The sequence below is a fragment of the Halomonas sp. PBN3 genome (assembly GCF_000475415.1).
GTDB lineage: Bacteria > Pseudomonadota > Gammaproteobacteria > Pseudomonadales > Halomonadaceae > Halomonas > Halomonas shengliensis.
In genome coordinates this window covers 45,099-69,869 of the sequence record NZ_AXCA01000221.1, presented here as the reverse complement: position 1 = coordinate 69,869, position 24,771 = coordinate 45,099, and the positions used below count along the sequence as shown (strand labels likewise).

Genomic DNA, 24,771 nt, shown 5'->3' with positions numbered 1-24,771 from the left:
ATCTGCGCTGCCCGCTGTCCTGCGCCGAGGCTACTTCCCCTGGATCAGGTCGCGGATCAGCCGCCGCCCCGGGTGCAGGTGGTCCACCAGCGGCTGCTCCAGGGGCAGCGGCTCGTCGCAGATTCGCGAGGCGAGCAACTCCGCGCACAGCGGCGCGCTGGCCATGCCGCGCGAGCCATGGGCGGCGCTGATCCAGAGCCCGTCGTGGTGGGCGCCCGGGACGTCGGGGATGCGGGTGGCGTCCCGGGCCAGCACGGCGTAGCTCGCCCGCCAGGCGGCGGCGTCGGGCACCGGGCCCGCGTAGGGGCTCTTGTCGGGGCTGGCCGCGCGTATCCCCACCACCCCGGACAGCGCCGCCGGGGAGAGGTTGGCGCCGGCCTCGCGCAGGGCCGCCACGAAGCGCGGCAGGCCGTGCTCGAGCTCGGCGAGGTTGGCAGCGTGGTCCGCCTCGCGCTCGGCGGTGTCGGTGTCGCCGGGGCCGAAGGTGGCGCCGAAGTTGAGCACCCCGTCGGCGGCCGGCGGCACATAGCCGCCGGCGCACACCACCCGCTTGAGCGCGGGCGCCCCTGGCGGCAGGCGCAGCTGGCTGAGCTGGCCGCGTACCGGCTGCAGCGGCAGGGGAGCGGTCTCGGCGAAGCGTCCCGCCTCGGTCGCGGTGGCGACCACCACCTGGTCGGCGAGCTCGGCCTCCCCCTCGGCGAACGTCAGCCGCCACCCCTCACCGTCGCGCTCGAGCGACCTGACCTCACCTTGCCGGAAGCGGATCCCCGGCGTGCGCGCCAGCCGGGCGCATAGCGCCAGCGGCCTGACCCAGGCCGCCTCGGGATACTCCAGCGCCGGGGCCTCCACCGCCACGCCGGCGGCAGCGCCGGCCGCCTCGGCATCGAGGCCACGCACCACGGCCTCGGGCAGCGGGTGGTTGGCCAGGAAGCGCGCCTGGCGGCGCTGCTCCTTCTCGCCCAGCGCTAGCTGCAGCACGCCGCAGCGTCGCCACACCTCTTCCTCGGGGTCGAGGCGGGCGAGCCAGCGGCGGCTGTGCAGGAGCCCCGCCAGGTAGACACGGCTCTGGCGGTTGGTATCGGCGGCGAGCTTGACGTAGAGGGCGCCCTGCAGGGGGAGCTCGGCCAGCTCGGCGCGGTCGAGGCGGTCGATCAGCGTCACCTCGACCCCGCGCCGGGCCAGGGCGGCGGCGGTGCTGGCCCCGGCGATGCCGGCGCCGATCACCGCCACCCGATGCGGCGGCCGCGGTGCCGGCGGGGTGAACCAGGGGGTGGCGTGGCGGCGAGCCTGTGCCGGTGGTGCCTCGATCTCGCCGCAGAGCATCTCGCGCTTGCGCCCGAAGCCCGGCGCCTTGCGCCAGGCGAAGCCGGCCGCCGCGAGGCCGCGCTTGACCACGCCGGCGCAGGTGAAAGTGGCGAAGGTGGCGCCCGGCCGTGAGCGGGCCGCGATGGCGGCGAACAGCTCGGGCCGCCACATCTCGGGGTTCCTGGCCGGCGCGAAGCCGTCCAGGAACCAGGCGTCGACCCGGCCCTCGAGCAGCGCCAGGCGTTCGGCGGCATCGCCCAGGTGCAGGTCCAGGGTGACACGTTCATCGAGCCATAGGCGGTGGACCCCGGCCACCGGCCGGGGCCACTGCTCGATCAGGGCGCGGGCCCGCTCGGCCAGGTCGGGCCAGGCGCCGAGCGCCCGGGCCAGGTCCTCGCGGGTGAGGGGAAACTTCTCGGTGGAGACCAGGTGGAGGCGCGCCCCGGCCGGGGCATGGGCATCGAAGCAGGCCCAGGCGCACAGCAGGTTGAGCCCGGTGCCGCAGCCGGTCTCGCCGATCACGAAGGGGCGGGTGGCCCGCCAGGCGGCGAAGCGCTCGGGCAGGCGATTGCCGGCGAGGAAGACATGTTCGGTCTCGGCGCGACCGTCTTGGCGCGAGAAGTAGACGTCGTCGAAGGCGGCCGAGTGCGGCGCGGCCTCACCGTCGGGGTCGTCGCGCCAGTCGAGGCGGGCGGTCTCCAGGGCGGCGAGGGGCGGCAGGCCATCGGGGGCGGCGGTCACGGTGGCTCCGGGCGCTGGTCAGGATGTGATCGATGGGGCCGCGGCGGCAGGGGCCGGGGGCTTCCGGCAGGCATCCGCGGCGTTTCAACAGCGTTATCCACAGTCGCTGTGCAAAACCGCCTGTGGGGAAGTGCGGTGGGTCAGGGGAGGACCTTCTTGAAGGGCTTGACCGTCACCCGGGCGTAGACGCCGGCGATCATGTAGGGGTCGGCATCGGCCCAGGCTTGGGCCGCCTTCTGGTTCTCGAACTCGGCGACCACCAGGCTGCCGGAGAAGCCGGCCTCGCCCGGGTCCTCGCCGTCGATGGCGGGGTGGGGGCCGGCCAGCACCAGGCGGCCCTCGTCGCGCAACGCCTCGAGGCGGGCCAGGTGGTCGGGACGCGCGGCCAGGCGACGCTCCAGGCTGTTGTTCACATCTTCGCTGATGATGGCGTAGAGCATGGGGGCTTCCTTCTGTGGGGCGGCTCGCGCCGCGGGCTCGGGCGCCATTGACCGGCACCGGTCTGGCGCGCACCATGAAGGGCCATTCTGACAAAGTCGCCGCCCGGCGTCATGCCAATGCACCCGCTTCCCGACCGCTTCACGGGCGACCCCGGCCCGCTCACCATCGACCTGCACATGCACTCCACCGCCTCGGACGGCACCCTGCCGCCTGCCGAGCTGGTGACGCTGTGCGCCGCGCGGGGCCTGACCCACATGGCGCTGACCGACCACGACACCGTCGACGGCGTGGCCGAGGCCGCCGCGGCCGCCGAGGCGCAGGGGCTGGTGCTAATCGCCGGCTGCGAGCTTTCGACCCAGTGGCGCGGCCACAACATCCACGTGGTGGGGCTGCTGCCGGCGGGCGCCCGGGGCACCCTGGTGGCGGGCCTGGCGGCCCAGGCCGAGGCGCGCACCCGGCGCGCCGAGACCATCGCCGCGCGCATGGAGAAGTTGGGCCTGCCCGATGCCCTGGCCCGGGCGCGGGAGCAGGCCGGCAGCGAGCGGCCGCTGGGCCGCCCCGACTTCGCCCGGGCGCTGGTGGCGGCCGGGCGGGTGCCCGACATCGCTACCGCCTTCAACAAGTACCTGGGCGACGGCAAGCCTGGCGACGTCAAGATGCTGTGGCCGGGGATCCCCGAGGCGGTGGGCTGGATCCTGGATGCCGGCGGGGTGGCGGTGCTGGCCCATCCCCTGCGCCACGGCCTGACCCGACGCAAGCGCGGGTTGCTGCTGGATGACTTCGCCGCCGCCGGCGGCCAGGCCGCCGAGCTGGTCAGCGGCTTCCAGAATGCCGACGTGACCCGTGACCTGGCGCGCCAGCTCCAGGAGCGCTCGCTCTATGCTTCGCTGGGCAGCGACTTCCACTCCCCCGGCGGCCACCTGGCCCCGGGTAGCCTCGGCCCGGTGCCGCGCACCGCCACGCCACCGGTATGGACCCACCCGCGGCTGGCGCCGCGGTTCACCCAAGGAGCGTGACCATGAGCCAGTTCTTCCAGATCCACCCCGAGAATCCCCAGAAGCGCCTGATCGACCAGGCGATCCAGATCATCCGCTCGGGCGGGGTGGTGGCCTATCCCACCGACTCCGGCTACGCCCTGGGCTGTTCCCTGGGCGAGAAGAAGGCGATCGACAAGATCAAGTGGCTGCGATCGCTCGACGACAAGCACAACTTCACCCTGGTCTGTTCCGACCTCTCCGAGATCGGCACCTACGCCAAGGTGGACAACGCCGTCTTCCGCCTGCTCAAGGCCCACACCCCGGGGCCCTACACCTTCATCCTCACCGCCACCACCGAGGTGCCGCGGCTGCTGCTGCACCCCAAGCGGCGCTCCATCGGCGTGCGCGTGCCCGACCACCGCATCACCCATGCCCTGCTCGAGGCGCTGGGCGAGCCGTTGATGAGCGTGACCCTGATCCCGGTGGGCGAGGAGCTGCCGATGACCGACGGCGAGGAGATCCGCGAGCGCTTCGGTGCCCACCTCGACCTGGTGATCGACGGCGGCGCCTGCCACCTGGAGCCCACCAGCGTGGTGGACCTGCGCGAGCTGCCGCCCAGGATCCTGCGTGAGGGGCGCGGCGACGTCGAACCCTTCCGCGAGTAACTCCCTCCCTGGCGGTCAGGCGTCGTTGCCCCGGCCGCCATGTTCCTCCCACCAGGCCGCCTGCTCCTCCTCGCTGAGCCGCGGGTCGGGGCTGTCCTCGTCGAGCCAGGTGCCGCACAGCAAGCAGTACTTGGCGCGCTGCTCGTGGCGGTCGTGGCCGCACCCCGGGCAGGCCTCGTCGGAGTAACGGTCGGCGCGGATCGAGCGGATCACCTCGGCGGAGAAGACCCCGGTGGGCACGGCGATGATCGAGTAGCCGATCAGCATCACCATCACCGAGATCGCCTGGCCCAGCGGGGTCACCGGCACGATGTCGCCGAAGCCCACCGTGGTCAGGGTGACGATGGCCCAGTAGATCGCCGTGGGGATGCTGGTGAAGCCGGCCTCGGCGGGCTCGATCAGGTAGACGATCGAGGCGAAGATCGAGACCAGCATGAAGACCGTGAACAGGAACAGGAAGATCTGGTGGCTGCTGCGCTTCAGCGCCCCGATCAGCAGCCGCCCCTCGCCCACGAACTCCATCAGCCGCAGCACCCGGAAGATGCGCAGGGTGCGCAGCAGGCGCACCATCACCAGGGTCTGGGCGCCGGGCAGCAGCAGCGCCAGCCAGGTGGGCAGGATGGCGATCAGGTCCACCATGCCGTAGAAGCTCCTGAGGTACGGCAGCGGCCGCTCCAGGCAGTAGAGGCGCACCGCCAGCTCCAGGGTGAAGGCGATGGTGAAGCCCCACTCGAGCCAGAAGAAGAGGGTGCCGTAGTCGGCGCGCAGGCTCTCGATGCTCTCCAACATCACCACCAGCACGCTGGCGAGAATCGCCACGATCAGGGCGATGTCGAAGCCCTTGGCCAGCGGGGTGTCGGACTCGAAGATGATCTGGAAGACCCGGGTGCGCAGGCCTTCGGCGGCGGGCTTGGGGAGGTGGTTCACGGCGGCATCCTTGTGGTGGGGCGATCAGGCCAGCGGCGAGGCGCTGGAAAGGCGTCGTGACAGGCGCAGCAGTCTGCGGCCCAGGGCCGGCGTCGGCGACGTCTCGTCGGCCAGCGCCGCCGCCAGGGCGCGGGCGTCGTCGCGGGTCTCGGTGTCGCCCAGGGCGGCCAGGCGCTGGAAGGCCTCCCGGGCCGCCTCGCGAAGGCGTGGCTCGCCGGTGTCGGCGTGGGCATCCAGCGCCACCACCGCCCGGTGCAGCCAGGCCGTGGCCGAGTTGCCCTCGGGCAGGCGCCATTCGCCGGCGAGCAGGGCGCCGCCACGGGCCGCCTTGCTGGTGTCCGAGGGACGCAGCGCCACCCGCTCGGCCAGCGCCTCGGCCAGCGACCACAGGGCGGCCGGCTCGCCCGCCTTGAGCTCCAGCTCCAGCTCGCGGATCGCCACCCGCCGCCCGGCGGCGAGGATCGCCCCCTCGTCCAGGGCCAGCTCGATACGCGCCCCCCGGTGCTCGAGGGTCCAGGCCTCGCGGCGGAAGTCGGTGGTGAAGCGTGCCTCCAGCCGCTCCAGCACGGCCTCGCCGAGCGCCGCCGGCGGCAGCCCCGCAAGCCCCGCGAGGTCGAGCCCCGGGCCTGGCACCTCCCATTCCCACTCGCCGCGTCGCGACAACCCGCCGCCGCCCTCGCCGCGGGTCTTCACCGTCTGCAGCAGGCGCCCGTCGAGGCGCCTCAGGCGCAGCGCCATGCGTGCCGACTCGAGCTCGCCCTCGGGGGTGTCGTAGTAGGTGTTGCCGAGCTCGGCGACCGTCGCGGGGAGGACCCGGAGCAGCGGATGGCCCCTCAGGGCGGCGGGCCCCTCGGGCCCCAGGGCGAGCTTGAGTTCGATCTCCTGGCTCATGGCGGGGCTACCTTGTGTGGGTGACGCTTAAGTGAATTTTTCATGACGATAGCAGCCTCGGTCACTATACTGACGCCGCCATTTTCCAGGTTTCGAGATGCCCCATGGTGACATCCAACCCCTTCTCCGCGATGTTCGGTCGCTCGCCATTCCAGCCGCTGCTGGCCCATATCGTCAAGACGAGTGAGTGCGCCGACCAGCTGCTGCCCTTCTTCGAGGCCACCCTCGAGGGCGACTGGGAGGCGGCGGCGACCCACCGTGAGACGGTCACACGGCTCGAGCACGATGCCGACGAGCTCAAGACCGAGTTGCGCCTCAATCTCCCCAGCACCCTCTTTCTGCCAGTGTCGCGCTCCGACCTGCTCGACCTGATCAGCGTACAGGACAAGATCGCCAACAAAGTGCGCGACATCACCGGCATCATGCTCGGCCGCCGCATGCAGGTGCCCGAGGAGCTGGCCCAGCCGATGCGCGACTACATGCGCACCGCGGTGGCCTGCGTGGCCCAGGCGCGCCATGCCCTCGAGGAGCTCAAGGACCTGCTCGAGTCGGGCTTCGGCCGCAACGTCAGCGACGTCATGCAGAAGCTGATCCGCGAGCTGCACCGCCTGGAGCAGCAGGCCGATGACCAGCAGATCGCCATCCGCCGCCAGCTGTTCGGCCTCGAGGATCGCCTGCCGCCGGTGGACGTGATGTTCCTCTACAAGATCATCGACTGGGTGGGCGAGCTCTCCGACCGCGCCGAGCGCGTCGGCAGCCGCCTGCAGATCATGACGGCCAGCTGAACACCACGGCCCCGGCGATCCCGGGGCCGAAACGTTACGCCATCTCACGACCGCAACGAGGGGACACATCCTCATGTCGATCATTGCGCAGCACGGCGAGATCTTCATCATCCTGGCCTGCCTCTTCGGCTTCTTCATGGCCTGGGGCGTAGGTGCCAACGACGTGGCCAATGCAATGGGCACCTCGGTGGGCTCTCGCGCCATCACCATCAAGCAGGCGATCATCATCGCCGTGATCTTCGAGTTCCTCGGCGCCTGGCTCGCCGGGGGGGAGGTCACCAACACCATCCGCAAGGGGATCATCGACCCCGAGCTGCTCCAGGGTGATCCCCAGCTGCTGGTCTACGGCATGCTAGCGGCGCTGCTGGCGGCGGCCACCTGGCTGCTGATCGCCTCCATAAAGGGCTGGCCGGTCTCCACCACCCACTCCATCGTCGGCGCCATCGTCGGCTTCTCGGTGGCGGGCCTGGGGGCCGCCTCGGTGGACTGGGGCTCGGTGATGACTATCGCCGCCAGCTGGGTGGTGTCACCGGTGCTCTCCGGCACCATCGCCTTCACCCTGTTCAAGTCGGTGCAGCACCTGATCTTCGAGGCCCGGGATCCCTTCGCCGCGGCCAAGCGCTACGTGCCCATGTACGTCTTCCTGGTCGGCTTCGCGGTGACCATGGTGACCCTGACCAAGGGGCTCAAGCATGTCGGCCTCGACCTGAGCTTCGGCGCCAGCCTGCTGCTCTCCATCCTCGCCGGCGTCGCGGTGGCGGCGCTGGGCACGGTGATGGAGCGTCGGGTCCAGGCCAGCAGCCGCCAGACCGACCAGTTCGGCTTCTCGGGCGTGGAGCGGGTGTTCGGCGTGCTGATGATCTTCACCGCCTGCGCCATGGCCTTCGCCCACGGCTCCAACGACGTGGCCAACGCGGTGGGGCCGCTGGCGGCGGTGATCAGCGTGGTGCAGACCGGCGGCGAGATCGAGGCCGCGGCCCTGGTGCCCTGGTGGGTGCTGGTGCTGGGCGGTGGCGGCATCGTCGTCGGCCTGGTCACCTACGGCCACAAGGTGATCGCCACCGTGGGTACCGGCATCACCGAGCTCACCCCTAGCCGTGGCTTCGCCGCCACCCTGGCCGCCGCGGTCACCGTGGTGCTGGCCTCGGGCACCGGCCTGCCCATCTCCACCACCCACACCCTGGTGGGCGCGGTGCTGGGCGTGGGCCTGGCGCGGGGCATGGCGGCGCTCAACCTGCGCGTGATCGGCACCATCGCCATGTCGTGGCTGATCACCCTGCCGGCCGGCGCGGCGCTGGCGATCCTGTTTTTCTTCATGTTCAAGGGCATGTTCGGCTGAAGGAAAACGATTTACTGCTGCGCTCGCCATCCTGGCCGCCGGCGCTGCTCGCCGTCCTCATGTAGCGGGCTACACTCCGGCGGCTGCGCTGCGGCGGCGGCCAGCCTGACGTCGCTCGCGACGTAAATCGAGCTTCCTTCAGTGGGGAAATCTTGCTGATCGGCGGTACCACGGCAGTGGTGCCGCCGTTTTCGTTGCTCTGCTATAGTCGTGGCGCCCCAGCGCCTTTCGTTCACCCGCTGCCGGAGAGCGGCCCTTGGATACACGCTTCCCCTTCGTCGACTGGTTCCGCAACTCCTCGCCCTACATCAACGCCCATCGCGGACGCACCTTCGTCATCCTGATCGAGGGCGAGGCGATGGCCCGGGGACGCGGCGAGCAGCTGATCCAGGACCTGGCGCTGCTGCACACCCTCGGAGTGCGGCTGGTGGTGGTGTTCGGCATCCGGCCCCAGGTGCAGCAGGCGCTGGAAGCGGCGGGGGTCTCCCCGGGCCAGCACCAGGGGCGCTGGGTCGCCGATGGCGAGGTGATGGCCTGCATCGAGCGGGTCGCCGCCCAGCAGCGGCTGTGGCTGGAGGCACGCTTCTCGCTGGGGTTGCCAAACACCCCCATGCACGGCGTCGAGCTCACCGCGGTCTCCGGCAACCTGATGATGGCCAAGCCGCTGGGGGTGCGCGAGGGGGTCGACTTCGACCGCAGCGGCGAGGTGCGCCGGGTGCGTGCCACCGCCATCGAGGGGCTGCTGGAGAAGGGCTCGCTGGTGGTGCTGCCGCCGCTGGGATTCTCCAGCACCGGCGAGGTGTTCGATCTGGATGCCTCCGACGTGGCCCAGCACGCCGCCATGGCGCTTTCCGCCGACAAGCTGATCCTGCTCGGCGAGGCCAGCGGCCTGTTCGATGCCAGCGGCCAGCTGCAGCGCCAGCTGACCCCGGACGAGGCTCTGCCGCTGCTCGACCAGGCGCCCGCCGGCAGCGAGCTGGCCCGTCACCTGGGGGCCGCCTGCCGGGCGGCGCGCCATGGCGTGGCACGCACCCACCTGCTCTCCTGGCACGACCACGACGCCCTGCTAGGCGAGCTCTTCACCCGCGACGGCGTGGGCACCATGATCACCCGGCACCGCTACGAGCAGCTGCGCCCGGCGGAGCTGCGTGATATCGGCGGCCTGCTGGAGCTGCTCGAGCCGCTGGAGCGGCGCGGCATGCTGGTGCCGCGTTCCCGGGAGCGCCTGGAGCACGAGATCGACGACTACGTGGTGATCGAGCGCGACGGCATGATCATCGGCAGCGCGGCCCTGCACCGCTTCGACGATGCCGCCATGGGCGAGCTGGCCTGCGTGGCTGTCCACGACGACTACCGCGGCGGCGCCCGGGGCGAGCTGCTGCTCGCCGAGATCGAGCGTCGGGCGCGGCGCCTGGGGCTGGCGGCGCTGTTCGCCCTAACCACCCACACCACTCACTGGTTCTTCGAGCACGGCTTCCGCCTGGCCGACCTCCAGGCGCTGCCGCCGCTGCGCCGCGACACCTACAACCACGCCCGCAAGTCCAAGGTACTGGTCAAGACGCTGGGCTGAGGCCGGCGAGCTGTCGCCGGGCGGCGCCACCCAGGCCGGCGGCGTCGCCGATAGGCGACGCCGTAACCTTCTGACATATCAGGGGTTATTGCCCTGCTCTGATTGCGCGTTGCCATATGGCGACAGAAATGCCCCGAATTCCCGTCCCTTCTCCCTCGAGATCGCCGTCCGCCTCCGCTGTATATTTTTATCTTACTGATATTTATAGGAAATCAAGATTCTGGCACGCGGATCGCAATGCCATGGGTGAGCAAACGGAAGCGGTTCATTACGGCTCGAGCCGCTTTCGATCGCCGAGGGGGGCGGAACCACACTGCCCTGTGCCTCGCTCTCCCGGCGATCAGCGTCTGCTCCTAGCGATGTGTGACTTAGGTTGCGATGAGACGGGTACCGACACGTTCAGGGACGCGTACCCCAAGGGGCAAGGATGCCCTGGCATGGATGCCTCTCCCCCTCTCGGGGGATCGAATCGCGCGGCGGCGCCCCGAGCGGGCGACGCCGCCACCGACGAAGCAGGGCGATGCGCCTGGCGCATCGGCCGCATGAGACGACCCGCCCCTGGTGGCACAGGGTGGCCTCATGGCTTCGAGGGCCCTCCCCGGCCCGCCTGGAAGGGGAGACGCCGGACGGACCAGGTCGACCGGCGTCGACGTTTCCAGACCCTTCAGTTCCCTGCGTACTTGGGCCGGCCCTGCCGGCCCTTTTTTTCGCGGCCCACCCGGGCCGGGAGCGGAGGCCGAGGTCGCCAAGCAAACTCTGGTATCCTGAAGGTTCGACATGATGGCAGCCCCATCCACCGCCCCGCCCATCGGCCCGCTGCGAAGATCGCTGGACATGACCACCCGCGCCGTGCGCCGTTGGCGCCCCCGTTCCCTGCTGCAACTCGTGCTGATCGCGTTCCTGACCGTGATGCTGCCCCTGGCCGTGCTGATGTTCCAGGCCGCCCAGGCGCTTTCCGAGCTCTCCCGGCTCGCCGACGTCAGCGCCCGCCAGGCGGTGGAGGAGACCCGTCGCGCCCGCACCCTGGGGGCCCTGGCCCTGGAGATGGAGCGCAGCGCCCGCCAGTACGCCGTGCTCGAGCAGCAGAGCCTGCTGGAGATCTACGCTGAGCGGCTGGCGGAGTATCGCGAGCTGCTGGCGCTGCAGCGCCGCCTGCTCCCCGATGACCCCGACGTGGCGGCGCTGTCGCGGCAGCTCGACGAGCTGGCGGAGCTGCCCGGGCTGCCTCTGGAGGCGTTCGAGGCGCGGCTCGCCGACTTCCCGGAGTTCGCCCAACGCACCGAGGCGATCCGCCAGGCCACCAATCGGCGCATCGATACCCGCATCGACTCGATCCGCGAGAGTGCCCAGGACGTGCAGGCGCGGCTGTGGTGGCAGACCGGCGCCCTGGTCTCTGCCAGCCTGGTGCTGATGCTGCTGTTCTCGTGGCTGATCATCCGCCCGGTGCGCCAGCTGGAGCGGCGCATCCTGCGCATCGGCAGCGGCAGCCGCAGCGAGCCCCCGCGGCCCGTCCAGGGGCCGGCCGAGCTGGTCCAGCTGGATGAGCGCCTGCGCTGGCTAGCATCGCGCCTCGACGAGCTGGAGGCCGAGAAGCAGCAGTTCCTGCGCCACATGTCCCACGAGCTCAAGACCCCGCTGGCCAGCGTGCGCGAGGGCTCGGCGCTGCTCGCCGACGGCGTGGCCGGCGACCTCACCCCGCGCCAGCTCGAGATCCTCGAGCTGATCGACGGCAGCGGCCGCGAGCTGCAGCGGCTGATCGAGCAGCTGCTCGACTACAACCTCCTCCAGCACAGCCGCCGGGTGGAGATCGCCCGCCACGACCTGGCCACCCTGGTGCGGGAGGTGCTGGCCAAGCACCGCCTGGCGCTCTCCCACAAGGGGATGCGGGTCGAGTGCTTCGATGGGCCCGTGGAGTGTGCCCTGGACCGCACCGCCACCATGCGCCTGCTGGACAACCTGGTCTCCAACGCGCTGGCCTACGGCGCCGATGGCGGCGAGCTGGTCATCCGTGCCCGGCGGCGCCGCGACCGCCTGGAGCTGGAGGTGGCCAACAGCGGCGAGCCCATCGCCGAGGCCGACCGCCCGCGGCTGTTCGAGGCCTTCTATCAGGGACAGACCCGCCGCAAGGGGCCGCTCAAGGGCTCGGGAATCGGCCTCTCGGTGGCAGCCGACTGCGCGCGGCTCCAGGGCGGCGAGCTGGCGCTGGTGGACGACCCGCGCCTGGCGGTGTGCTTCCGGCTGACGCTGCCGGCCGCCACGCCGTCGCCGGCGAACGACAACAGCGAGTCCGCCCTGGAGGCGGACGCCCACGCAAGGAACTGATGCCATGACCCTTCTTCGCCTTCGCCCCCTGCTGGTCTGCCTGGCGGTGACCTGGCTCGCCGGCTGCGAGGCGCTGCCTCGGGTGCCCTTCGAGCTGCCCGCCAGCCGTTCGACCGCCGAGGATGCGGCCAGCGGCTGCCGTGCCGAGCTGCCGGACTTCGACGACGACGACTGCCTGCTGCCGGAGTGGGTGGCCTTCGGGCTGGCCTCCCAGCGCGGCGATCGCGCCTGGCGCGATGACGTGTTGGGCCGCCTGGAGGGGTCGCTGCCGCAGCGGCGCCTCGCCCGGGCGGTGGCCCTCGCCTGGGGCAGCGAGTCCCAGTGGGAGCGCGCCTCGGAGCTCTACAAGGCCGATCTCGCCACCGCGCCGGTCGCCCTGCAGCCGCTGCTGCGCTACTGGCTCAACGAGCTGGAGGGGCGGCGCGCCCGGGCCGCACGCCTGGCCGAGAGCCGCGCGGCGGTGGGCCGTCACGAGTCGCGCGAGGCCGAGCTGGTGGAGGAGAAGGCGGCGCTGGAGAAGAAGCTCGAGGCGCTCACCGCCATCGAGCGCAGCATCAACCTGCGACAGCAGTCCGAACCCTGAGGGAGGCCACTCCGTGAAGACCCTGTTTCCCCTGCAAGGCCGCGCCGACGCCACCCGCGTGGCGCCGGCCGGCGGCACCGGCCGACGACCGGCGGCGCACATTCTGCTGGTGGATGACGACGTCAGCCTGCTCAAGCTGCTGGGCATGCGCCTGGAGAGCCGCGGCTACCGGGTGACCACCGCCGAGAGCGGCCGCGAGGCGCTGCGCGCCCTGGAGGTCCACCGCCCCGACCTGGTGCTCACCGACCTGCGCATGGACGAGATGGACGGCCTGGCGCTGTTCCGTGAGGTGCAGCGCGAGGTGCCGGGGCTGCCGGTGATCCTGCTCACCGCCCACGGCTCGATCCCCGACGCCGTCGCCGCCACCCGCGAAGGGGTGTTCAGCTTCCTCACCAAGCCGGTGGATCGCGACGAGCTGTTCGCCGCCATCGAGGAGGCGCTGGCCCAGACGCCGGGGGTGGTGGCCGAGGGCGACGACGCCTGGCGCGCCGAGATCATCACCCACAGCCCCGAGATGGAGCGACTGCTGGAGCAGGCGCGCATGGTCGCCGCCTCCGACGTCAGCGTGCTGGTCACCGGCCCCTCCGGCTCCGGCAAGGAACTGATGGCGCGAGCCATCCACCGTGCCAGCCGCCGCGCCGACAAGCCCTTCGTGGCGCTCAACTGCGGCGCGCTGCCGGAGCAGCTGCTGGAGAGCGAGCTGTTCGGCCACGCCAAGGGCGCCTTCACCGGGGCGGTGAGCGAGCATCGCGGGCTCTTCCAGGCCGCCGACGGCGGCACCCTGTTCCTCGACGAGATCGGCGACATGCCGCTGCCACTGCAGGTCAAGCTGCTGCGCGCCCTGCAGGAGCGCCAGATCCGCCCGCTGGGCTCCACCGCCTCGGTGCCGGTGGACGTGCGGCTGATCTCCGCCACCCACCGCGACCTCGATCGCGCCATGGCCGAGGGGGAGTTCCGCGAGGACCTCTACTACCGCCTCAACGTGGTCAACCTACGCCTGCCGCCGCTCCAGGAGCGCGCCGAGGACGTGCCGCTGCTGGCCAAGCACCTGGTGGCCCAGGCCGCGGAGCGCCACAAGCCCTTCGTCAAGGGCTTCTCGCCGGAGGCGCTGAAGCTGCTCGCGGGCAGCGCCTGGCCGGGCAACGTGCGCCAGCTGCTCAACGTGGTGGAACAGTGCGTGGCGCTGACCAGCACCGCCATCATCCCCGAGGCGCTGGTGGCCCAGGCGCTGGCTGCCGAGGAGCAGGCCCTGCCCACCTTCAACGACGCCCGGGCGGCCTTCGAGCGGCGCTACCTGATCAAGGTGCTCAAGCTCACCGAGGGCAACGTCACCCAGGCGGCGCGCATCGCCGGTCGCAACCGCACCGACTTCTACAAGCTGCTGGGGCGCCACGACCTGGAGCCTTCCGCCTTCAAGCCAGGCCGCTGACGCCCGCCCAACGCAAGACCCCTGCCGAAGGGCAGGGGTCGGAGGCGACGGCGGCTGCCGGGTCGCTTACTTCTGCGGCAGCTTGGCGCGGCGCAGGTAGGGGAAGACGGTCTCGAACTCGCCGTACTTCGCCTTGGCGTCCTCGTCGGAGACGCTGGTGGGGATGATCACGTCCTGGCCGACGGTCCAGTCCGCCGGGGTGGCGACGTTTTCGCCGTTGGCGGTCTGCAGGGCGTCCAGCGCGCGCAGTATCTCGGCGAAGTTGCGGCCGACGTTCATCGGGTAGGTCATGGAGAGCTTGAGCTGCTTGTCCGGGCCGATGATGAACACCGAGCGCACGGTGGCGCTGTCCGCCGGGGTGCGGCCGTCCGGCAGGTAGGCGTCGGCCGGCAGCATGTCGAACAGCTTGGCGACCTTGAGGTCCTCGTCGGCGATGATCGGGAAGCCGACGTCGCAGCTGGCGTAGCTGGCGATGTCCTTGATCCAGCCCTTGTGCTCCTCCACGCCGTCCACCGAGACGCCGATCACCTTGGTGTTGCGCTTCTTCCACTCCTCGCCGAGCCGGGCCACCGCACCGAACTCGGTGGTGCACACCGGGGTGAAGTCCTTGGGATGGGAGAACAGGATCGCCCACTGGCCGTCGAGCCACTCGTGGAAGCGGATGGGACCCTGGCTGGTGTCGGCTTCGAAGTCCGGTACGACGTCATTGATGCGCAGAGACATGGGGGTACTCCCTGTTGCGTGGTGATGGGCCCTCGCCGGCGGCGCGGGCGGTTGAGACAGACGACGAAACGGCATCTGGCCGAGCGCGTCAAGATTCGTTGTGACTAAGCTTAGTGACTCCAGTATAGATAGGTTTTTATGGAATAATCATATTTCATAATCTATCGAGTCGATGGGGGCTTGTCCTGCGGCGCCTTGTCGCGCTCCAGCACCTCGAGGGTCAGGCGCCCCTCGCCGAGGCGCGCGGCCAGCCGCTCGCCGGGGGCAGCGTCCTCCGCGCGGCGTACCACCCGGCCATGGCGGTCCTCGAGGATCGCATAGCCGCGGCCCAGCACCGCCAGCGGGCTGACCGCCTGGAGCTCGCGCACCACCCCGGCCAGCCGCTCGCGATGCCGGGAGAGCTCCCGCGGCGCGGCGGTGGCCAGGCGTCGCCGCGCTGCCTGCAACCGCTGCTCGGCCTGGGCCAGCTGGCGCTCGGGCGGATGCGCCGTCAGGCGGTGGGCCAGCTGCGCCTGGCGACGGCGCTCCTCCGCCAGGCGTAGCCGCATGGCGCGCCGTAGCCGTTCCTGTTGCTGCGCGAGGGCCTGGCGCTGGCGAGCCAGCCCCTCGCCGGGGTGGCGCAGCCGGGCGCGCAGGTGGTCCAGGCGCTGGCCCTCGCCGTCCAGGCGGGCCTGAGTGGCGCGGCCCAGGCGCTCGCCCAGGGTCGCCAGGCGCCCGGCGAGCTCGCGGCGGTCCGGCACCAGCCGCTCCGCGGCGGCGGAGGGGGTGGGCGCGCGGGCATCGGCGGCGAAGTCGGCGAGTGAGACGTCCACCTCGTGGCCCACCGCCGACATCACCGGCAGTCGCGAATGGAAGATGGCCCGGGCAAGGTGCTCGTCGTTGAAGGCCCACAGGTCCTCCAGGCTGCCGCCGCCGCGGGTCAGTAGCACGGCGTCGCGGGCCGGGTCCAGCGCCGACTGGCGGTTGAGCAGGCCCAGCGCCGAGATCATCGCCGGCGCCGCCTCGCGCCCCTGCACCGGTACCGGGATCAGCGTCACCCGGGTCAGCGGCCAGCGCGCGTCGAGTACCGCCAGCACGTCGCGGATCGCCGCCCCGGTGGGCGAGGTGACCACCAGCAGGTGGCGCGGCGGGCAGGGCAGGGGACGGGCGTTGGCGAACACGCCCTCGGCGGAGAGGCGCGCCTTGAGCCGCTCGTAGGCCGCCAGCAGCTCGCCCACACCGGCCGCCTGTACCGCCTCGGCGATCAGCTGGTAGTCGCCGCGGGGCTCGAATATCGACAGCCGCCCGCGTACCTTGACCCGGTCGCCGTCGCGCATCGGCGCGCCGACGAAGCGCGCCCGCTGGCGGAACAGCGCGCCGCGCAGCTGGGCACGCTCATCCTTGAGGGTGAAATAGACGTGGCCGGAGCTCGGCCGCGATACCCCCGAGAGCTCGCCCTCCACCCACACCTCGCCGAAGCGCCCCTCGAGGCACTGGCGGGCGTGGCGATTGAGCTCGCTGACGGAGAGCGGGGTGGCATCGGGCATGGCGGCGACTCGTCACGGGGCGCGTTGGCGCCAGCCTATCACGCGGCTGCCATCAGGGGCTTGGGCGAAGGGCGTACTGCCCGTGACGAGTGGCGCCTCCACCCGTTATAATGGGGGATTAACTTCACCTCTCTCCTCCCACCAGCCCACTGGGTGTGCCGACTATGCTACGTATGGCCCAAGAAGCCCTGACGTTCGACGACGTCCTTCTCGTACCCGGCTACTCCGAGGTCCTGCCCAAGGACGTCAGCCTGCGGACTCGCCTGACCCGTGACCTTCACCTCAACATCCCGCTGCTCTCCGCGGCCATGGATACCGTGACCGAGGCGCGCCTGGCCATCGCCATGGCCCAGGAAGGGGGCATCGGCATCATCCACAAGAACATGACCATCGCCCACCAGGCCGCCGAGGTGCGCAAGGTCAAGAAGCACGAGAGCGTGATCGTCAAGGACCCGGTCACCGTGGGCCCCAAGGCCAAGCTCGAGGACCTGCTGGCCATGGCCGAGGAGCACGGCTTCTCTGGCTTCCCCGTGGTCGAGGGCGAGACCCTGGTGGGCATCGTCACCGAGCGTGACATGCGCTTCCAGCCTAACCATGGCGACAGCGTCGCCGACATCATGACCCCGCGCGAGCGGCTGGTCACCGTGCCGGAGGGCACCGGGCTCGACGTGATCAAGGGCAAGATGCAGGAGCACCGGGTCGAGAAGATGCTGGTGGTGGACGACGCCTTCCGCCTGCGCGGCCTGGTCACCTTCCAGGACATCGAGAAGGCGCGCACCTTCCCCCACGCCGCCAAGGATGCCGACGGCCGCCTGCTGGCCGGCGCCGCCGTGGGCACCGGCCCCGAGACCCCGGACCGCGTGGCGGCCCTGGCCGAGGCCGGCGTGGACCTGATCATCGTCGACACCGCCCACGGCCACTCCAAGGGCGTGATCGACCGGGTGCGCTGGGTCAAGGAGCACTTCCCGCGGATCCAGGTGGTGGGCGGCAATATCGCCACCGCCGAGGCGGCGCGTGACCTCGCTGAGGCCGGCGCCGACGCCGTCAAGGTGGGCATCGGCCCCGGCTCCATCTGCACCACCCGGGTGGTGGCCGGCGTCGGCGTGCCGCAGATCACCGCGGTCTCCAACGTCGCCGCGGCGCTCGCCCCCTACGACGTCCCGCTGATCGCCGATGGCGGCGTGCGCTTCTCCGGCGACCTGGCCAAGGCGATCGCCGCCGGCGCCAGCGCGGTGATGGTGGGTGGCCTGCTGGCCGGCACCGAGGAGGCCCCCGGCGAGATCGAGCTCTACCAGGGCCGCACCTACAAGGCCTACCGCGGCATGGGCTCCATGGGCGCCATGTCCCAGAGCCAGGGCAGCGCCGACCGCTACTTCCAGGACAAGGACGCCGGCGCCGAGAAGCTGGTGCCGGAGGGCATCGAGGGCCGCGTGCCCTACAAGGGCATGATGGGCGCCATCGTCCACCAGCTGATGGGTGGCCTGCGCGCCTCCATGGGCTACACCGGCTGCCGCGACATCCAGGAGATGCGCACCAAGCCGCAGTTCGTGCAGATCACCGGGGCCGGCTTCAACGAGTCGCACGTGCACGACGTCCAGATCACCAAGGAAGCCCCCAACTACCGCGCGGGTTGAGCCAAGCTTGATGCCGGACGCGTGAAGCTGGGAGCGGACCCGTGAGGGCCGCTTCCAGCTTTCGTGTTTTCGGCGCTGTTGTTTCCCAAAGGAAAGCCAGATGACCGATATTCACGCCCACAAGATCCTGATCCTGGACTTCGGCTCCCAGTACACCCAGCTGATCGCCCGCCGCGTGCGCGAGATCGGCGTCTACTCCGAGATCCGCGCCTTCGACATCACCGAGGCCGAGATCCGCGAGTACGCCCCCAACGGCATCATCCTCGCCGGCGGCCCGGAGTCGGTCACCGAGCTGGGCTCGCCCCGCGCCCCCCAGTGCGTGTTCGAGCTGGGCCTGCCGGTGCTGGGCATCTGCTACGGCATGCAGACCATGGCCGAGCAGCTCGGCGGCGCCGTGGAGGGCTCCCACGTCCGCGAGTTCGGCTACGCCCAGATCCGCCTCGACGAGGAGACCGCGCTGTTCAAGGACATCGCCGACCACGTCGACCCTGAGACCGGCAAGAGCCTGCTGGACGTGTGGATGAGCCACGGCGACAAGGTGGCCCGGGTGCCCGACGCCTTCACCGTCACCGCCTCCACGCCGAGCTGCCCCATCGCCGCCATGGCCTGGGAGGAGAAGCGCTTCTTCGGCGTGCAGTTCCACCCTGAGGTGACCCACACCCTGCAGGGCCAGCGCATCCTCGAGCACTTCGTGATCGATATCTGCCAGGCTGAGTGCAACTGGACCCCGGCCCAGATCATCGAAGACCAGATCGAGCGCGTCCGCGCCCAGGTGGGCGACCGTCATGTGCTGCTCGGCCTCTCCGGCGGCGTCGACTCCTCGGTGGTGGCCGCGCTGCTGCACAAGGCGATCGGCGACCAGCTCACCTGCGTGTTCGTCGACAACGGCCTGCTGCGCAAGGCCGAGGGCGACCAGGTGATGGAGACCTTCGCCCGCCATATGGGCGTGCGGGTGATCCGCGTCGACGCCGAGGAGCAGTTTCTGTCGCGCCTCGAGGGCGAGGCCGACCCCGAGGCCAAGCGCAAGATCATCGGCAACACCTTCATCGACGTCTTCGACGCCGAGGCCGCCAAGATCGAGGGCGTCGACTTCCTGGCCCAGGGCACCATCTACCCGGACGTCATCGAGTCCGCCGCCGCCAAGACCGGCAAGGCGCATGTCATCAAGTCGCACCACAACGTTGGCGGCCTGCCCGAGACCATGAAGCTCAAGCTCGTCGAGCCGCTGCGCGAGCTGTTCAAGGACGAGGTGCGCAAGCTCGGCGTCGAGCTCGGCCTGCCCTACGACATGGTCTACCGCCACCCCTTCCCGGGGCCGGGCCTGGGCGTGCGCATCCTCGGCGAGGTTAAGAAGGAGTATGCCGACATCCTGCGCGAGGCCGACGCCATCTTCATCGAGGAGCTGCACAAGGCGGACTGGTACCACAAGACCAGCCAGGCCTTCGCCGTCTTCCTGCCGGTGCGCTCGGTGGGCGTGGTCGGCGACGCCCGCCGCTACGAGTGGGTCATCGCCCTGCGTGCGGTGGAGACCATCGACTTCATGACCGCCCGCTGGGCCCACCTGCCCTACGAGCTGCTGGAGACGGTCTCCAACCGCATCATCAACGAGCTCAGCGGCGTCTCCCGCGTCACCTACGATGTCAGCAGCAAGCCGCCCGCGACCATCGAGTGGGAGTGAGCCCGCTGTCTTGATGGCAACTTTCCGAACCCGCCCAAGTGGCGGGTTCGGCGTCTTTAGACTGGTGAGGGAGAGGGGCTTTCGCGACCCGCGGCGTTCGGGGCACCATGACCGTAAGACCGTTGCCTGGATACCGCCATGATCAAGCTCCACCACTGTGTCAGCGCACGCTCCTTCCGCCCCCTGTGGATGCTGGAGGAGCTGGGGCTGCCCTATGAGCTGGTGATGCACCCCTTCCCGCCGCGGGCGCATGACGAGGCCTTCCTCGAGATCAACCCGCTGGGCACCGTACCGGCGCTGTTCGACGGCGAGGTGGCGATGACCGAGTCCGCGGCCATCTGCCAGTATCTCGCATCGAGGCTGCCCGAGGCGGGGCTCGAGGTGGCGCCGGGTGAGCCCGCCTATGGCGACTACCTCAACTTCCTGCATTTCGGTGAGGCGACGCTCACCTTCCCGCAGACCCTGGTGCTGCGCTACGGCCACTTCGAGCCGCCGGAGCGGCGCCAGCCCCAGGTGGTGGAAGACTATGCCCGCTGGTGCCTGTCGCGCCTGCGCACCCTGGTGCCGCGTCTAGAGCGTGAGCCCTTCCTGTGCGCGGGGCGCTTTACCGCCGCCGATGTCTCGGTGGGGTATGCGCTGCTGCTGGCCGAGCATGTGGGGCTCGCCGAGCGCTTCAAGCCCGCGGTGGCCGCCTACTGGGAGCGCCTGCAACGGCGCCCGGCCTTCCGCCGCGCCCTGGCCGTGGAGCGAGAGGCGGCCCTGGACCAGGGGGTCTCGCCCGAACCGGCCATGGAGATGGGCAAGTTATGCTGAGTCCCACCACCTGTCCCTGCGGCAGTGGCCTGCCGCTGGCCGACTGCTGCGGTCGCTACCACGCCGGCGAGCCCGCGCCGACCCCGGAGGCGCTGATGCGCTCGCGCTACAGCGCCTTCGCGCTGCAGCTGACCGACTATCTGCTCTCGACCTGGCACCCCAGCACCCGGCCGTCGATGCTCGAGCGTGACGAGGCGACCGCCTGGAAGCGCCTCGAGATCCTCGACAGTGGGGAGGCGGGCGAGAGCGGCTGGGTGCACTTCCGTGCCACCTTCCGCGAGGGGCGACGCTGGGCGGTACTCGAGGAGCGCTCGCGCTTCGTGCGCGAGGCGGGGCACTGGACCTACCTGGACGGCACCCCGGTGGTAGAACGCCTCAAGCCCGGTCGCAATGCGCCTTGCCCCTGCGGCAGTGGGCGCAAGGCCAAGGCCTGCTGCGGTCTCTCCTAGAGCCTGAACGGCGTTTCCGACTCGGTGACTCAGCCCGCCTGGCGCACGGGGACCCGGCTCAGGTGATTGTTCTCGTCGGCCACGGTCTGCAGCAGTCGGCAGAGCGTTTCCTGCTCCTCCTTAGCCAGGGGGGCGAGCAGCGCCTCCTGCACCTCGGCCACGGCGGGCTCGGCGGCGTGGCGTAGCCGACGGCCCTCCTCGGTCAGGCTCACCAGCATCGAGCGGCGATCCTCGGGGTTGCGGTCGCGGCTCACCAGGCCGCGCTCTTCAAGCTTGCGTACCACCACGGCCACGGTGTTGCGGTCCAGCGCGGTGTGACCGCCCAGGGTGATCTGGTCGATGGCCCCTTTCTCCTCCAGGGCGCAGAGGATGATGTACTGCAGCTGGGTCAGCTCGAAGGCCTCGCACATGCGCAGGAAGATCGCGACGCTGATCTGGTGGCAGCGCCGCAGCAGGTTGCCGGGCAGGGCGCTGGCCGTCGAGAGGCCGCCATAAGGGCCCCCTCGGCTTGCAGGACTACCAGAAGGCGCATGCGCCGGTGCCGGGCACCGACCGGGACATCTTCGACCTGCGCGGCATCGACCGCGGCGCCGGCGCGCTGGTAGTGGTGCGCCCGGACCAGTACGTCTCCCTGTTGCTGCCGCTGGATGGCTTCGTTGAGCTCGACGACTTCTTCTCCGGCTTCATGGTGGAACCACGCTGACGCCGCTCTTTCGGCCCGTTGCCGAGGACGACGCGGCTGACGGGAAGCACGACGCCCCGACAGGAATATGCGAATCGTCCAACTTTACTGGCGATTTGTCCTGGCCGGGGCGTTTCCGTTTGTCGGGGCATGGGTGTATCGCCGGCGGGCGTCCTATCCTAGACCAAGGTCCATTTTTCAGGGCCGAGAGAGTGGGGTAGCTTGCCCTTGTCCCGAACGTGTATTCGGGATGCGAACTTTCGATAAGTCCATACAGCCATGCCCATACAACAACGCCCCGGAGGACTCCCATGAAACGCGTCCTGACTCGCTGCCTGCTGACCGTGTCCATCGCCGGCCTGACCGCCGCTTCCGCCGCCCAGGCCTCCACCACCCTGCGCATGGCGCACTTCTGGCCCGGCGCCTCCGGGGTCAACCAGGAGATCTTCGAGCAGTGGGCGGCCACCCTGGAGGAGGAGTCCGGCGGCGAGCTCCGGGTGGAGATGTTTCCCTCCGGCACCCTGGCCAAGCCCGACTCCATCTACGAGGCGGCGGCCAACGGCATCGCCGACGTCGGCGCCACCGCTCAGGGTTACACCGCCGGGCGCTTCCCGCTCTCCCAGATCGTCGAGCTGCCGGGGGTGGCCACCACCGCGACCCAGGGCGCCTGTGTGCTGCAGACCCTGTATGACGAGGGCCACCTGGATAGCGAATACGAGGACACCCGTCCGCTGTTCTTCTTCACCACCGGCCCGGGCGGCATCCATACCATCGATACCGACGTGCAGGTGCCTTCCGATCTCGAAGGGCTGCGCATCCGCCGTCCCACCGCGGTGGCCGGCCAGATGCTGGAGAACATGGGGGCGAGCCCCGTGGGCATGCCGGCGCCGGACATCTACACCTCCATGCAGCGCGGCGTGATCGACGGCCTGAGCTTCCCCTGGGAGGGGCTGAAGGGCTTCCGCATCAACGAGCTGGTCAACTACCACACCGAGGTGCCCTTCTACACGCTGATCTTCGTGGCCACCATGAACCAGCGCACCTATGACGGCCTCTCCCCCGAGCAGCAGGCCGTGATCGACGCCAACTCCGGCATGCGCTGGGCTGATAACGCCGGCGTGGTCTTCGACCGCCTGGACGTCGAGGGCAAGCAGGAGGCCAAGGACGCCGGCCACACCATCCGCGAGATCGAGAACCCCCTGGAACACCCGGACTGGCAGCAGCCGCTGCAGGCCGGCATCGACAGCTACCTGGCCGAGCTCGAGGAGCGTGGCCTGCCGGGTCGCGAGGTCTACGAGGCGGCACGGGTGGCCAGCGAGTCCTGTGCCGCCGAGCAGGGGTAAGGGATGATGCGGTCGATCCTGGAGAGGGCCAGCCACTGGCTGGCCCTCGTCTGTCGTGTCGTCGCCGGCGTCGCCCTGATCGCGATGCTGGGGGTGACCATCGTCGACGTGGCCACGCGCTACCTCGACCGGCTCAGCGATGGTGCGGTGGCGGTGACCCTGCTGGGCAGCGTCGAGCTGGTCAGCTACCTGATGCTCTGCTCGCTGCTGGCGGCCATGGCCGCCAACGTGGAGAAGAGTCAGGTGGTGGTGGAGGCCTTCTCCCATGGGCTCTCGCCCGGCCTCAAGCACCGCCTGCACGGCGTCTACCTGCTGGGCTTCGCGGCGCTCGGGCTGATCCTGTGCCTCGGCCTGGTGGACTCCGCCGCCGCGGCGGCCCGCCATGGCGAGGTGACCCAGGACCTGCGGCTGCCCATGGGGCCGATCTACTCTGTGGCGGCGGCGCTCAGCCTGCTGCTGGGCGTCAGGGCCCTGATCCACGCGCTGCTCGGCGCCCTGTTCGGGGCCGAGGGGGAGGTGAGCCATGGGGAGTGAGATGATCGGCGCCATCGGCCTGGGACTACTGCTGCTGCTGATGGCGCTGCGCGTGCCCGTGGCCCTGACCATGCTGATCGTCGGCGTGGTGGGCTTCGCCCAGGTGATCAGCTGGGGGGCCGCCATCGCCCAGCTCAAGACCGTGCCGGTGGAGGTGCTCTCCAACTACAGCTTCAGCGCGGTGCCGATGTTCATCCTGATGGGGGTGCTGGCGGCCCACTCCGGCATGGCCGGCAAGCTGTTCCACTCCACCCGGGTGATCTGCGGCGGCTGGAAGGGGGGGCTTGCCATCGCCGCGGTGGGCTCCTGCGGCATCTTCTCGGCGATCTCCGGCTCGTCGCTGGCCACCGCCAGCACCATGACCCGGGTCGCCCTGCCGGAGATGGAGCGCTACGGCTACCATCGCGGCCTGGCCACCGGGGCACTCGCCGCCGGCGGCACCCTGGGGATCATGATCCCGCCCTCCATCGCGCTGCTGATCTACGCCATCCTCACCGAGCAGTCGGTGGGCGACATGTTCATGGCCGGCCTGGTGCCGGGGCTGATGGGGCTCGCGATGTACGCGCTGACGGTGACCGTGGTGATGCGCCTCAAGCCGTCCCTGGCGGTGGCCGGCGAGCCCACGGCATGGCGCGAGAAGCTGGCCTCGATGACCGGCCTGGTGCCCTTCTTCGCGGTCTTCCTGGTGATGATCCTGGGGATCTACTTCGGCGCCTTCACCCCCACCGAGGGGGCCAGCGTCGGCGCCTTCGCCACCCTGCTCTACGCCCTGGTCAAGGGCATGCGCGGCGCCGAGCTGTGGCGCAGCGTGCAGGAGACCCTGGCGCTCTCCACGGTGGTGTTCTTCATGCTGGTGGGGGCCGAGATGCTCGGCTACTTCATCTCGGTGTCGCGGATCTCCTTCTCGATCACCGACCTGCTCTATGGCATGGAGCTGTCGCCGATGGTGGTGGTGCTGTGCATCCTTGCGCTCTACTTCGTGCTGGGGATGTTCATGGATGCCATCGCCATGCTGGTGATCACGGTGCCGGTGGTGTTCCCGATCATCCAGTCGCTGGGCATCGACCCGGTATGGTTCGGCATCATCACGGTGCTGACCGTGGAGCTGGGGCTGATCACCCCGCCGGTGGGGATGAACGTCTTCGTGATCAAGGCGATGGCGCCCCACGTGGGGCTGGGCGAGATCTTCCGCGGCGTGGCACCCTTCATCGTCTCGGACTTCCTGCGCCTGGCGCTGCTGATCGCCTTCCCGGTGCTCACCACGCTGTTCCTGCTGTGAGGGGCGAGGGGGATTGGCATAACCCTGGAGTTATAGAGGTGCGCCGAATCCTCAATTGGCAGCCGCTACGCATGGGGCCATGCTGACCACAGACCAATGACGATGGGTGGCCGGTGGTGCCGGCGGGCCCCATGG

General features: G+C 70.4%; 22 protein-coding genes and 1 pseudogene. 16 read left to right on the top strand and 7 right to left on the bottom strand.

The window, feature by feature from the left end; genetic code table 11:
• Positions 1-30: 30 nt before the first annotated feature.
• Entirely contained in the window at positions 31-2,046 is a 2,016-nt protein-coding gene (mnmC, locus tag Q673_RS34945; RefSeq protein ID WP_023007472.1) for a bifunctional tRNA (5-methylaminomethyl-2-thiouridine)(34)-methyltransferase MnmD/FAD-dependent 5-carboxymethylaminomethyl-2-thiouridine(34) oxidoreductase MnmC, read from the bottom strand.
• A 140-nt stretch (positions 2,047-2,186) separates the two neighbouring features.
• Positions 2,187-2,486, bottom strand: coding sequence for a YciI family protein (locus tag Q673_RS34940; RefSeq protein WP_023007471.1), 300 nt, complete (start codon positions 2,484-2,486; stop codon positions 2,187-2,189).
• Between the two features lie 111 nt (positions 2,487-2,597).
• Here Q673_RS34940 and Q673_RS34935 point away from each other — a divergent pair, with 111 nt between their 5' ends.
• Both Q673_RS34935 and Q673_RS34930 read left to right on the top strand, forming a co-directional pair.
• Complete coding sequence (locus tag Q673_RS34935; protein WP_043525529.1) at positions 2,598-3,503, top strand: PHP domain-containing protein; 906 nt, start codon at positions 2,598-2,600, stop codon at positions 3,501-3,503.
• A gap of 2 nt (positions 3,504-3,505) precedes the next feature.
• Positions 3,506-4,129 carry an L-threonylcarbamoyladenylate synthase gene (locus tag Q673_RS34930; protein ID WP_023007469.1) on the top strand — a complete coding sequence of 208 codons (624 nt, stop codon included), beginning with the start codon at positions 3,506-3,508 and terminating at the stop codon, positions 4,127-4,129.
• Between the two features lie 15 nt (positions 4,130-4,144).
• Here the strand turns inward: Q673_RS34930 and Q673_RS34925 are convergent, their stop codons facing one another.
• Together Q673_RS34925 and Q673_RS34920 are read right to left on the bottom strand one after the other, a co-directional pair.
• Entirely contained in the window at positions 4,145-5,056 is a 912-nt protein-coding gene (locus Q673_RS34925) for an ion transporter (protein ID WP_023007468.1), read from the bottom strand.
• Between the two features lie 24 nt (positions 5,057-5,080).
• Positions 5,081-5,947, bottom strand: coding sequence for a CYTH domain-containing protein (locus Q673_RS34920; protein WP_023007467.1), 867 nt, complete (start codon positions 5,945-5,947; stop codon positions 5,081-5,083).
• A gap of 104 nt (positions 5,948-6,051) precedes the next feature.
• Between Q673_RS34920 and Q673_RS34915 the strand changes: the two genes are divergently transcribed.
• From Q673_RS34915 to Q673_RS34890, 6 genes are all read left to right on the top strand, one after another.
• Positions 6,052-6,732, top strand: coding sequence for a TIGR00153 family protein (locus Q673_RS34915; RefSeq protein ID WP_023007466.1), 681 nt, complete (start codon positions 6,052-6,054; stop codon positions 6,730-6,732).
• 73 nt (positions 6,733-6,805) lie between these two features.
• Positions 6,806-8,071: an inorganic phosphate transporter gene (locus tag Q673_RS34910; RefSeq protein WP_023007465.1), complete on the top strand. Its 1,266-nt coding sequence runs from the start codon at positions 6,806-6,808 to the stop codon at positions 8,069-8,071.
• Positions 8,072-8,327: 256 nt separating this feature from the next.
• Positions 8,328-9,641 (top strand): amino-acid N-acetyltransferase, encoded by a 1,314-nt coding sequence (argA, locus tag Q673_RS34905; protein ID WP_023007464.1) that lies wholly within the window; start codon positions 8,328-8,330, stop codon positions 9,639-9,641.
• An 834-nt stretch (positions 9,642-10,475) separates the two neighbouring features.
• Positions 10,476-11,963: a sensor histidine kinase gene (locus Q673_RS34900; protein WP_023007463.1), complete on the top strand. Its 1,488-nt coding sequence runs from the start codon at positions 10,476-10,478 to the stop codon at positions 11,961-11,963.
• A gap of 4 nt (positions 11,964-11,967) precedes the next feature.
• Positions 11,968-12,546, top strand: a complete 579-nt coding sequence (locus Q673_RS34895) for a hypothetical protein (RefSeq protein ID WP_023007462.1) — start codon at positions 11,968-11,970, stop codon at positions 12,544-12,546.
• A 145-nt stretch (positions 12,547-12,691) separates the two neighbouring features.
• A complete protein-coding gene (locus Q673_RS34890; RefSeq protein WP_235048546.1) occupies positions 12,692-13,975 on the top strand; it encodes a sigma 54-interacting transcriptional regulator in 1,284 nt (427 codons plus the stop codon).
• 66 nt (positions 13,976-14,041) lie between these two features.
• Here the strand turns inward: Q673_RS34890 and Q673_RS34885 are convergent, their stop codons facing one another.
• Both Q673_RS34885 and xseA read right to left on the bottom strand, forming a co-directional pair.
• Positions 14,042-14,698 carry a peroxiredoxin gene (locus Q673_RS34885; RefSeq protein WP_023007460.1) on the bottom strand — a complete coding sequence of 219 codons (657 nt, stop codon included), beginning with the start codon at positions 14,696-14,698 and terminating at the stop codon, positions 14,042-14,044.
• 161 nt (positions 14,699-14,859) lie between these two features.
• Complete coding sequence (xseA, locus tag Q673_RS34880) at positions 14,860-16,224, bottom strand: exodeoxyribonuclease VII large subunit (protein WP_023007459.1); 1,365 nt, start codon at positions 16,222-16,224, stop codon at positions 14,860-14,862.
• A gap of 164 nt (positions 16,225-16,388) precedes the next feature.
• Between xseA and guaB the strand changes: the two genes are divergently transcribed.
• The 4 genes from guaB (at position 16,389) to Q673_RS34860 (ending at position 20,798) form a co-directional block, all read left to right on the top strand.
• Entirely contained in the window at positions 16,389-17,858 is a 1,470-nt protein-coding gene (guaB, locus tag Q673_RS34875; RefSeq protein ID WP_031218839.1) for an IMP dehydrogenase, read from the top strand.
• A gap of 100 nt (positions 17,859-17,958) precedes the next feature.
• The gene (gene guaA, locus Q673_RS34870) at positions 17,959-19,536 is read left to right on the top strand and encodes a glutamine-hydrolyzing GMP synthase (RefSeq protein WP_023007457.1); all 1,578 of its coding nucleotides are present in this window, start codon (positions 17,959-17,961) and stop codon (positions 19,534-19,536) included.
• A 138-nt stretch (positions 19,537-19,674) separates the two neighbouring features.
• On the top strand, positions 19,675-20,349 hold the full coding sequence (locus Q673_RS34865; protein ID WP_023007456.1) for a glutathione S-transferase family protein: 675 nt from the start codon (positions 19,675-19,677) through the stop codon (positions 20,347-20,349).
• Positions 20,343-20,798 (top strand): YchJ family protein, encoded by a 456-nt coding sequence (locus Q673_RS34860; protein ID WP_023007455.1) that lies wholly within the window; start codon positions 20,343-20,345, stop codon positions 20,796-20,798. Before Q673_RS34865 ends, Q673_RS34860 begins: the two co-directional genes overlap by 7 nt.
• A 29-nt stretch (positions 20,799-20,827) precedes the next feature.
• On the opposite strand, the gene Q673_RS0118855 is transcribed toward Q673_RS34860, so the two are convergent.
• Positions 20,828-21,208, bottom strand: coding sequence for a MarR family winged helix-turn-helix transcriptional regulator (locus Q673_RS0118855; RefSeq protein WP_023007454.1), 381 nt, complete (start codon positions 21,206-21,208; stop codon positions 20,828-20,830).
• A 95-nt stretch (positions 21,209-21,303) separates the two neighbouring features.
• Here Q673_RS0118855 and Q673_RS34855 point away from each other — a divergent pair.
• From Q673_RS34855 to Q673_RS34840, 4 genes and pseudogenes are all read left to right on the top strand, one after another.
• A pseudogene (locus tag Q673_RS34855) lies at positions 21,304-21,501 on the top strand (3-hydroxybenzoate 4-monooxygenase); the annotation flags it as partial.
• Positions 21,502-21,791: 290 nt separating this feature from the next.
• Complete coding sequence (locus Q673_RS34850; RefSeq protein WP_023007452.1) at positions 21,792-22,823, top strand: TRAP transporter substrate-binding protein; 1,032 nt, start codon at positions 21,792-21,794, stop codon at positions 22,821-22,823.
• Between the two features lie 3 nt (positions 22,824-22,826).
• Positions 22,827-23,357 carry a TRAP transporter small permease gene (locus Q673_RS34845; protein ID WP_023007451.1) on the top strand — a complete coding sequence of 177 codons (531 nt, stop codon included), beginning with the start codon at positions 22,827-22,829 and terminating at the stop codon, positions 23,355-23,357.
• On the top strand, positions 23,347-24,636 hold the full coding sequence (locus Q673_RS34840) for a TRAP transporter large permease (protein ID WP_023007450.1): 1,290 nt from the start codon (positions 23,347-23,349) through the stop codon (positions 24,634-24,636). The genes Q673_RS34845 and Q673_RS34840 overlap by 11 nt, the downstream gene beginning before the upstream one ends.
• Positions 24,637-24,771: the final 135 nt, after the last annotated feature.

Bases quoted from the DNA above. Each gene is read 5' to 3' on its own strand.
- Q673_RS34940 (WP_023007471.1), bottom strand. From the start codon at position 2,486: ATGCTCTACGCCATCATCAGCGAAGATGTGAACAACAGCCTGGAGCGT.
- Q673_RS34935 (WP_043525529.1), top strand. From the start codon at position 2,598: ATGCCAATGCACCCGCTTCCCGACCGCTTCACGGGCGACCCCGGCCCG.
- Q673_RS34930 (WP_023007469.1), top strand. From the start codon at position 3,506: ATGAGCCAGTTCTTCCAGATCCACCCCGAGAATCCCCAGAAGCGCCTG.
- Q673_RS34920 (WP_023007467.1), bottom strand. From the start codon at position 5,947: ATGAGCCAGGAGATCGAACTCAAGCTCGCCCTGGGGCCCGAGGGGCCC.
- Q673_RS34915 (WP_023007466.1), top strand. From the start codon at position 6,052: ATGGTGACATCCAACCCCTTCTCCGCGATGTTCGGTCGCTCGCCATTC.
- Q673_RS34910 (WP_023007465.1), top strand. From the start codon at position 6,806: ATGTCGATCATTGCGCAGCACGGCGAGATCTTCATCATCCTGGCCTGC.
- Q673_RS34900 (WP_023007463.1), top strand. From the start codon at position 10,476: ATGACCACCCGCGCCGTGCGCCGTTGGCGCCCCCGTTCCCTGCTGCAA.
- Q673_RS34895 (WP_023007462.1), top strand. From the start codon at position 11,968: ATGACCCTTCTTCGCCTTCGCCCCCTGCTGGTCTGCCTGGCGGTGACC.
- Q673_RS34890 (WP_235048546.1), top strand. From the start codon at position 12,692: ATGCGCCTGGAGAGCCGCGGCTACCGGGTGACCACCGCCGAGAGCGGC.
- Q673_RS34885 (WP_023007460.1), bottom strand. From the start codon at position 14,698: ATGTCTCTGCGCATCAATGACGTCGTACCGGACTTCGAAGCCGACACC.
- xseA (WP_023007459.1), bottom strand. From the start codon at position 16,224: ATGCCCGATGCCACCCCGCTCTCCGTCAGCGAGCTCAATCGCCACGCC.
- guaB (WP_031218839.1), top strand. From the start codon at position 16,389: ATGCTACGTATGGCCCAAGAAGCCCTGACGTTCGACGACGTCCTTCTC.
- guaA (WP_023007457.1), top strand. From the start codon at position 17,959: ATGACCGATATTCACGCCCACAAGATCCTGATCCTGGACTTCGGCTCC.
- Q673_RS34865 (WP_023007456.1), top strand. From the start codon at position 19,675: ATGATCAAGCTCCACCACTGTGTCAGCGCACGCTCCTTCCGCCCCCTG.
- Q673_RS34860 (WP_023007455.1), top strand. From the start codon at position 20,343: ATGCTGAGTCCCACCACCTGTCCCTGCGGCAGTGGCCTGCCGCTGGCC.
- Q673_RS0118855 (WP_023007454.1), bottom strand. From the start codon at position 21,208: ATGTGCGAGGCCTTCGAGCTGACCCAGCTGCAGTACATCATCCTCTGC.
- Q673_RS34850 (WP_023007452.1), top strand. From the start codon at position 21,792: ATGAAACGCGTCCTGACTCGCTGCCTGCTGACCGTGTCCATCGCCGGC.
- Q673_RS34845 (WP_023007451.1), top strand. From the start codon at position 22,827: ATGATGCGGTCGATCCTGGAGAGGGCCAGCCACTGGCTGGCCCTCGTC.
- Q673_RS34840 (WP_023007450.1), top strand. From the start codon at position 23,347: ATGGGGAGTGAGATGATCGGCGCCATCGGCCTGGGACTACTGCTGCTG.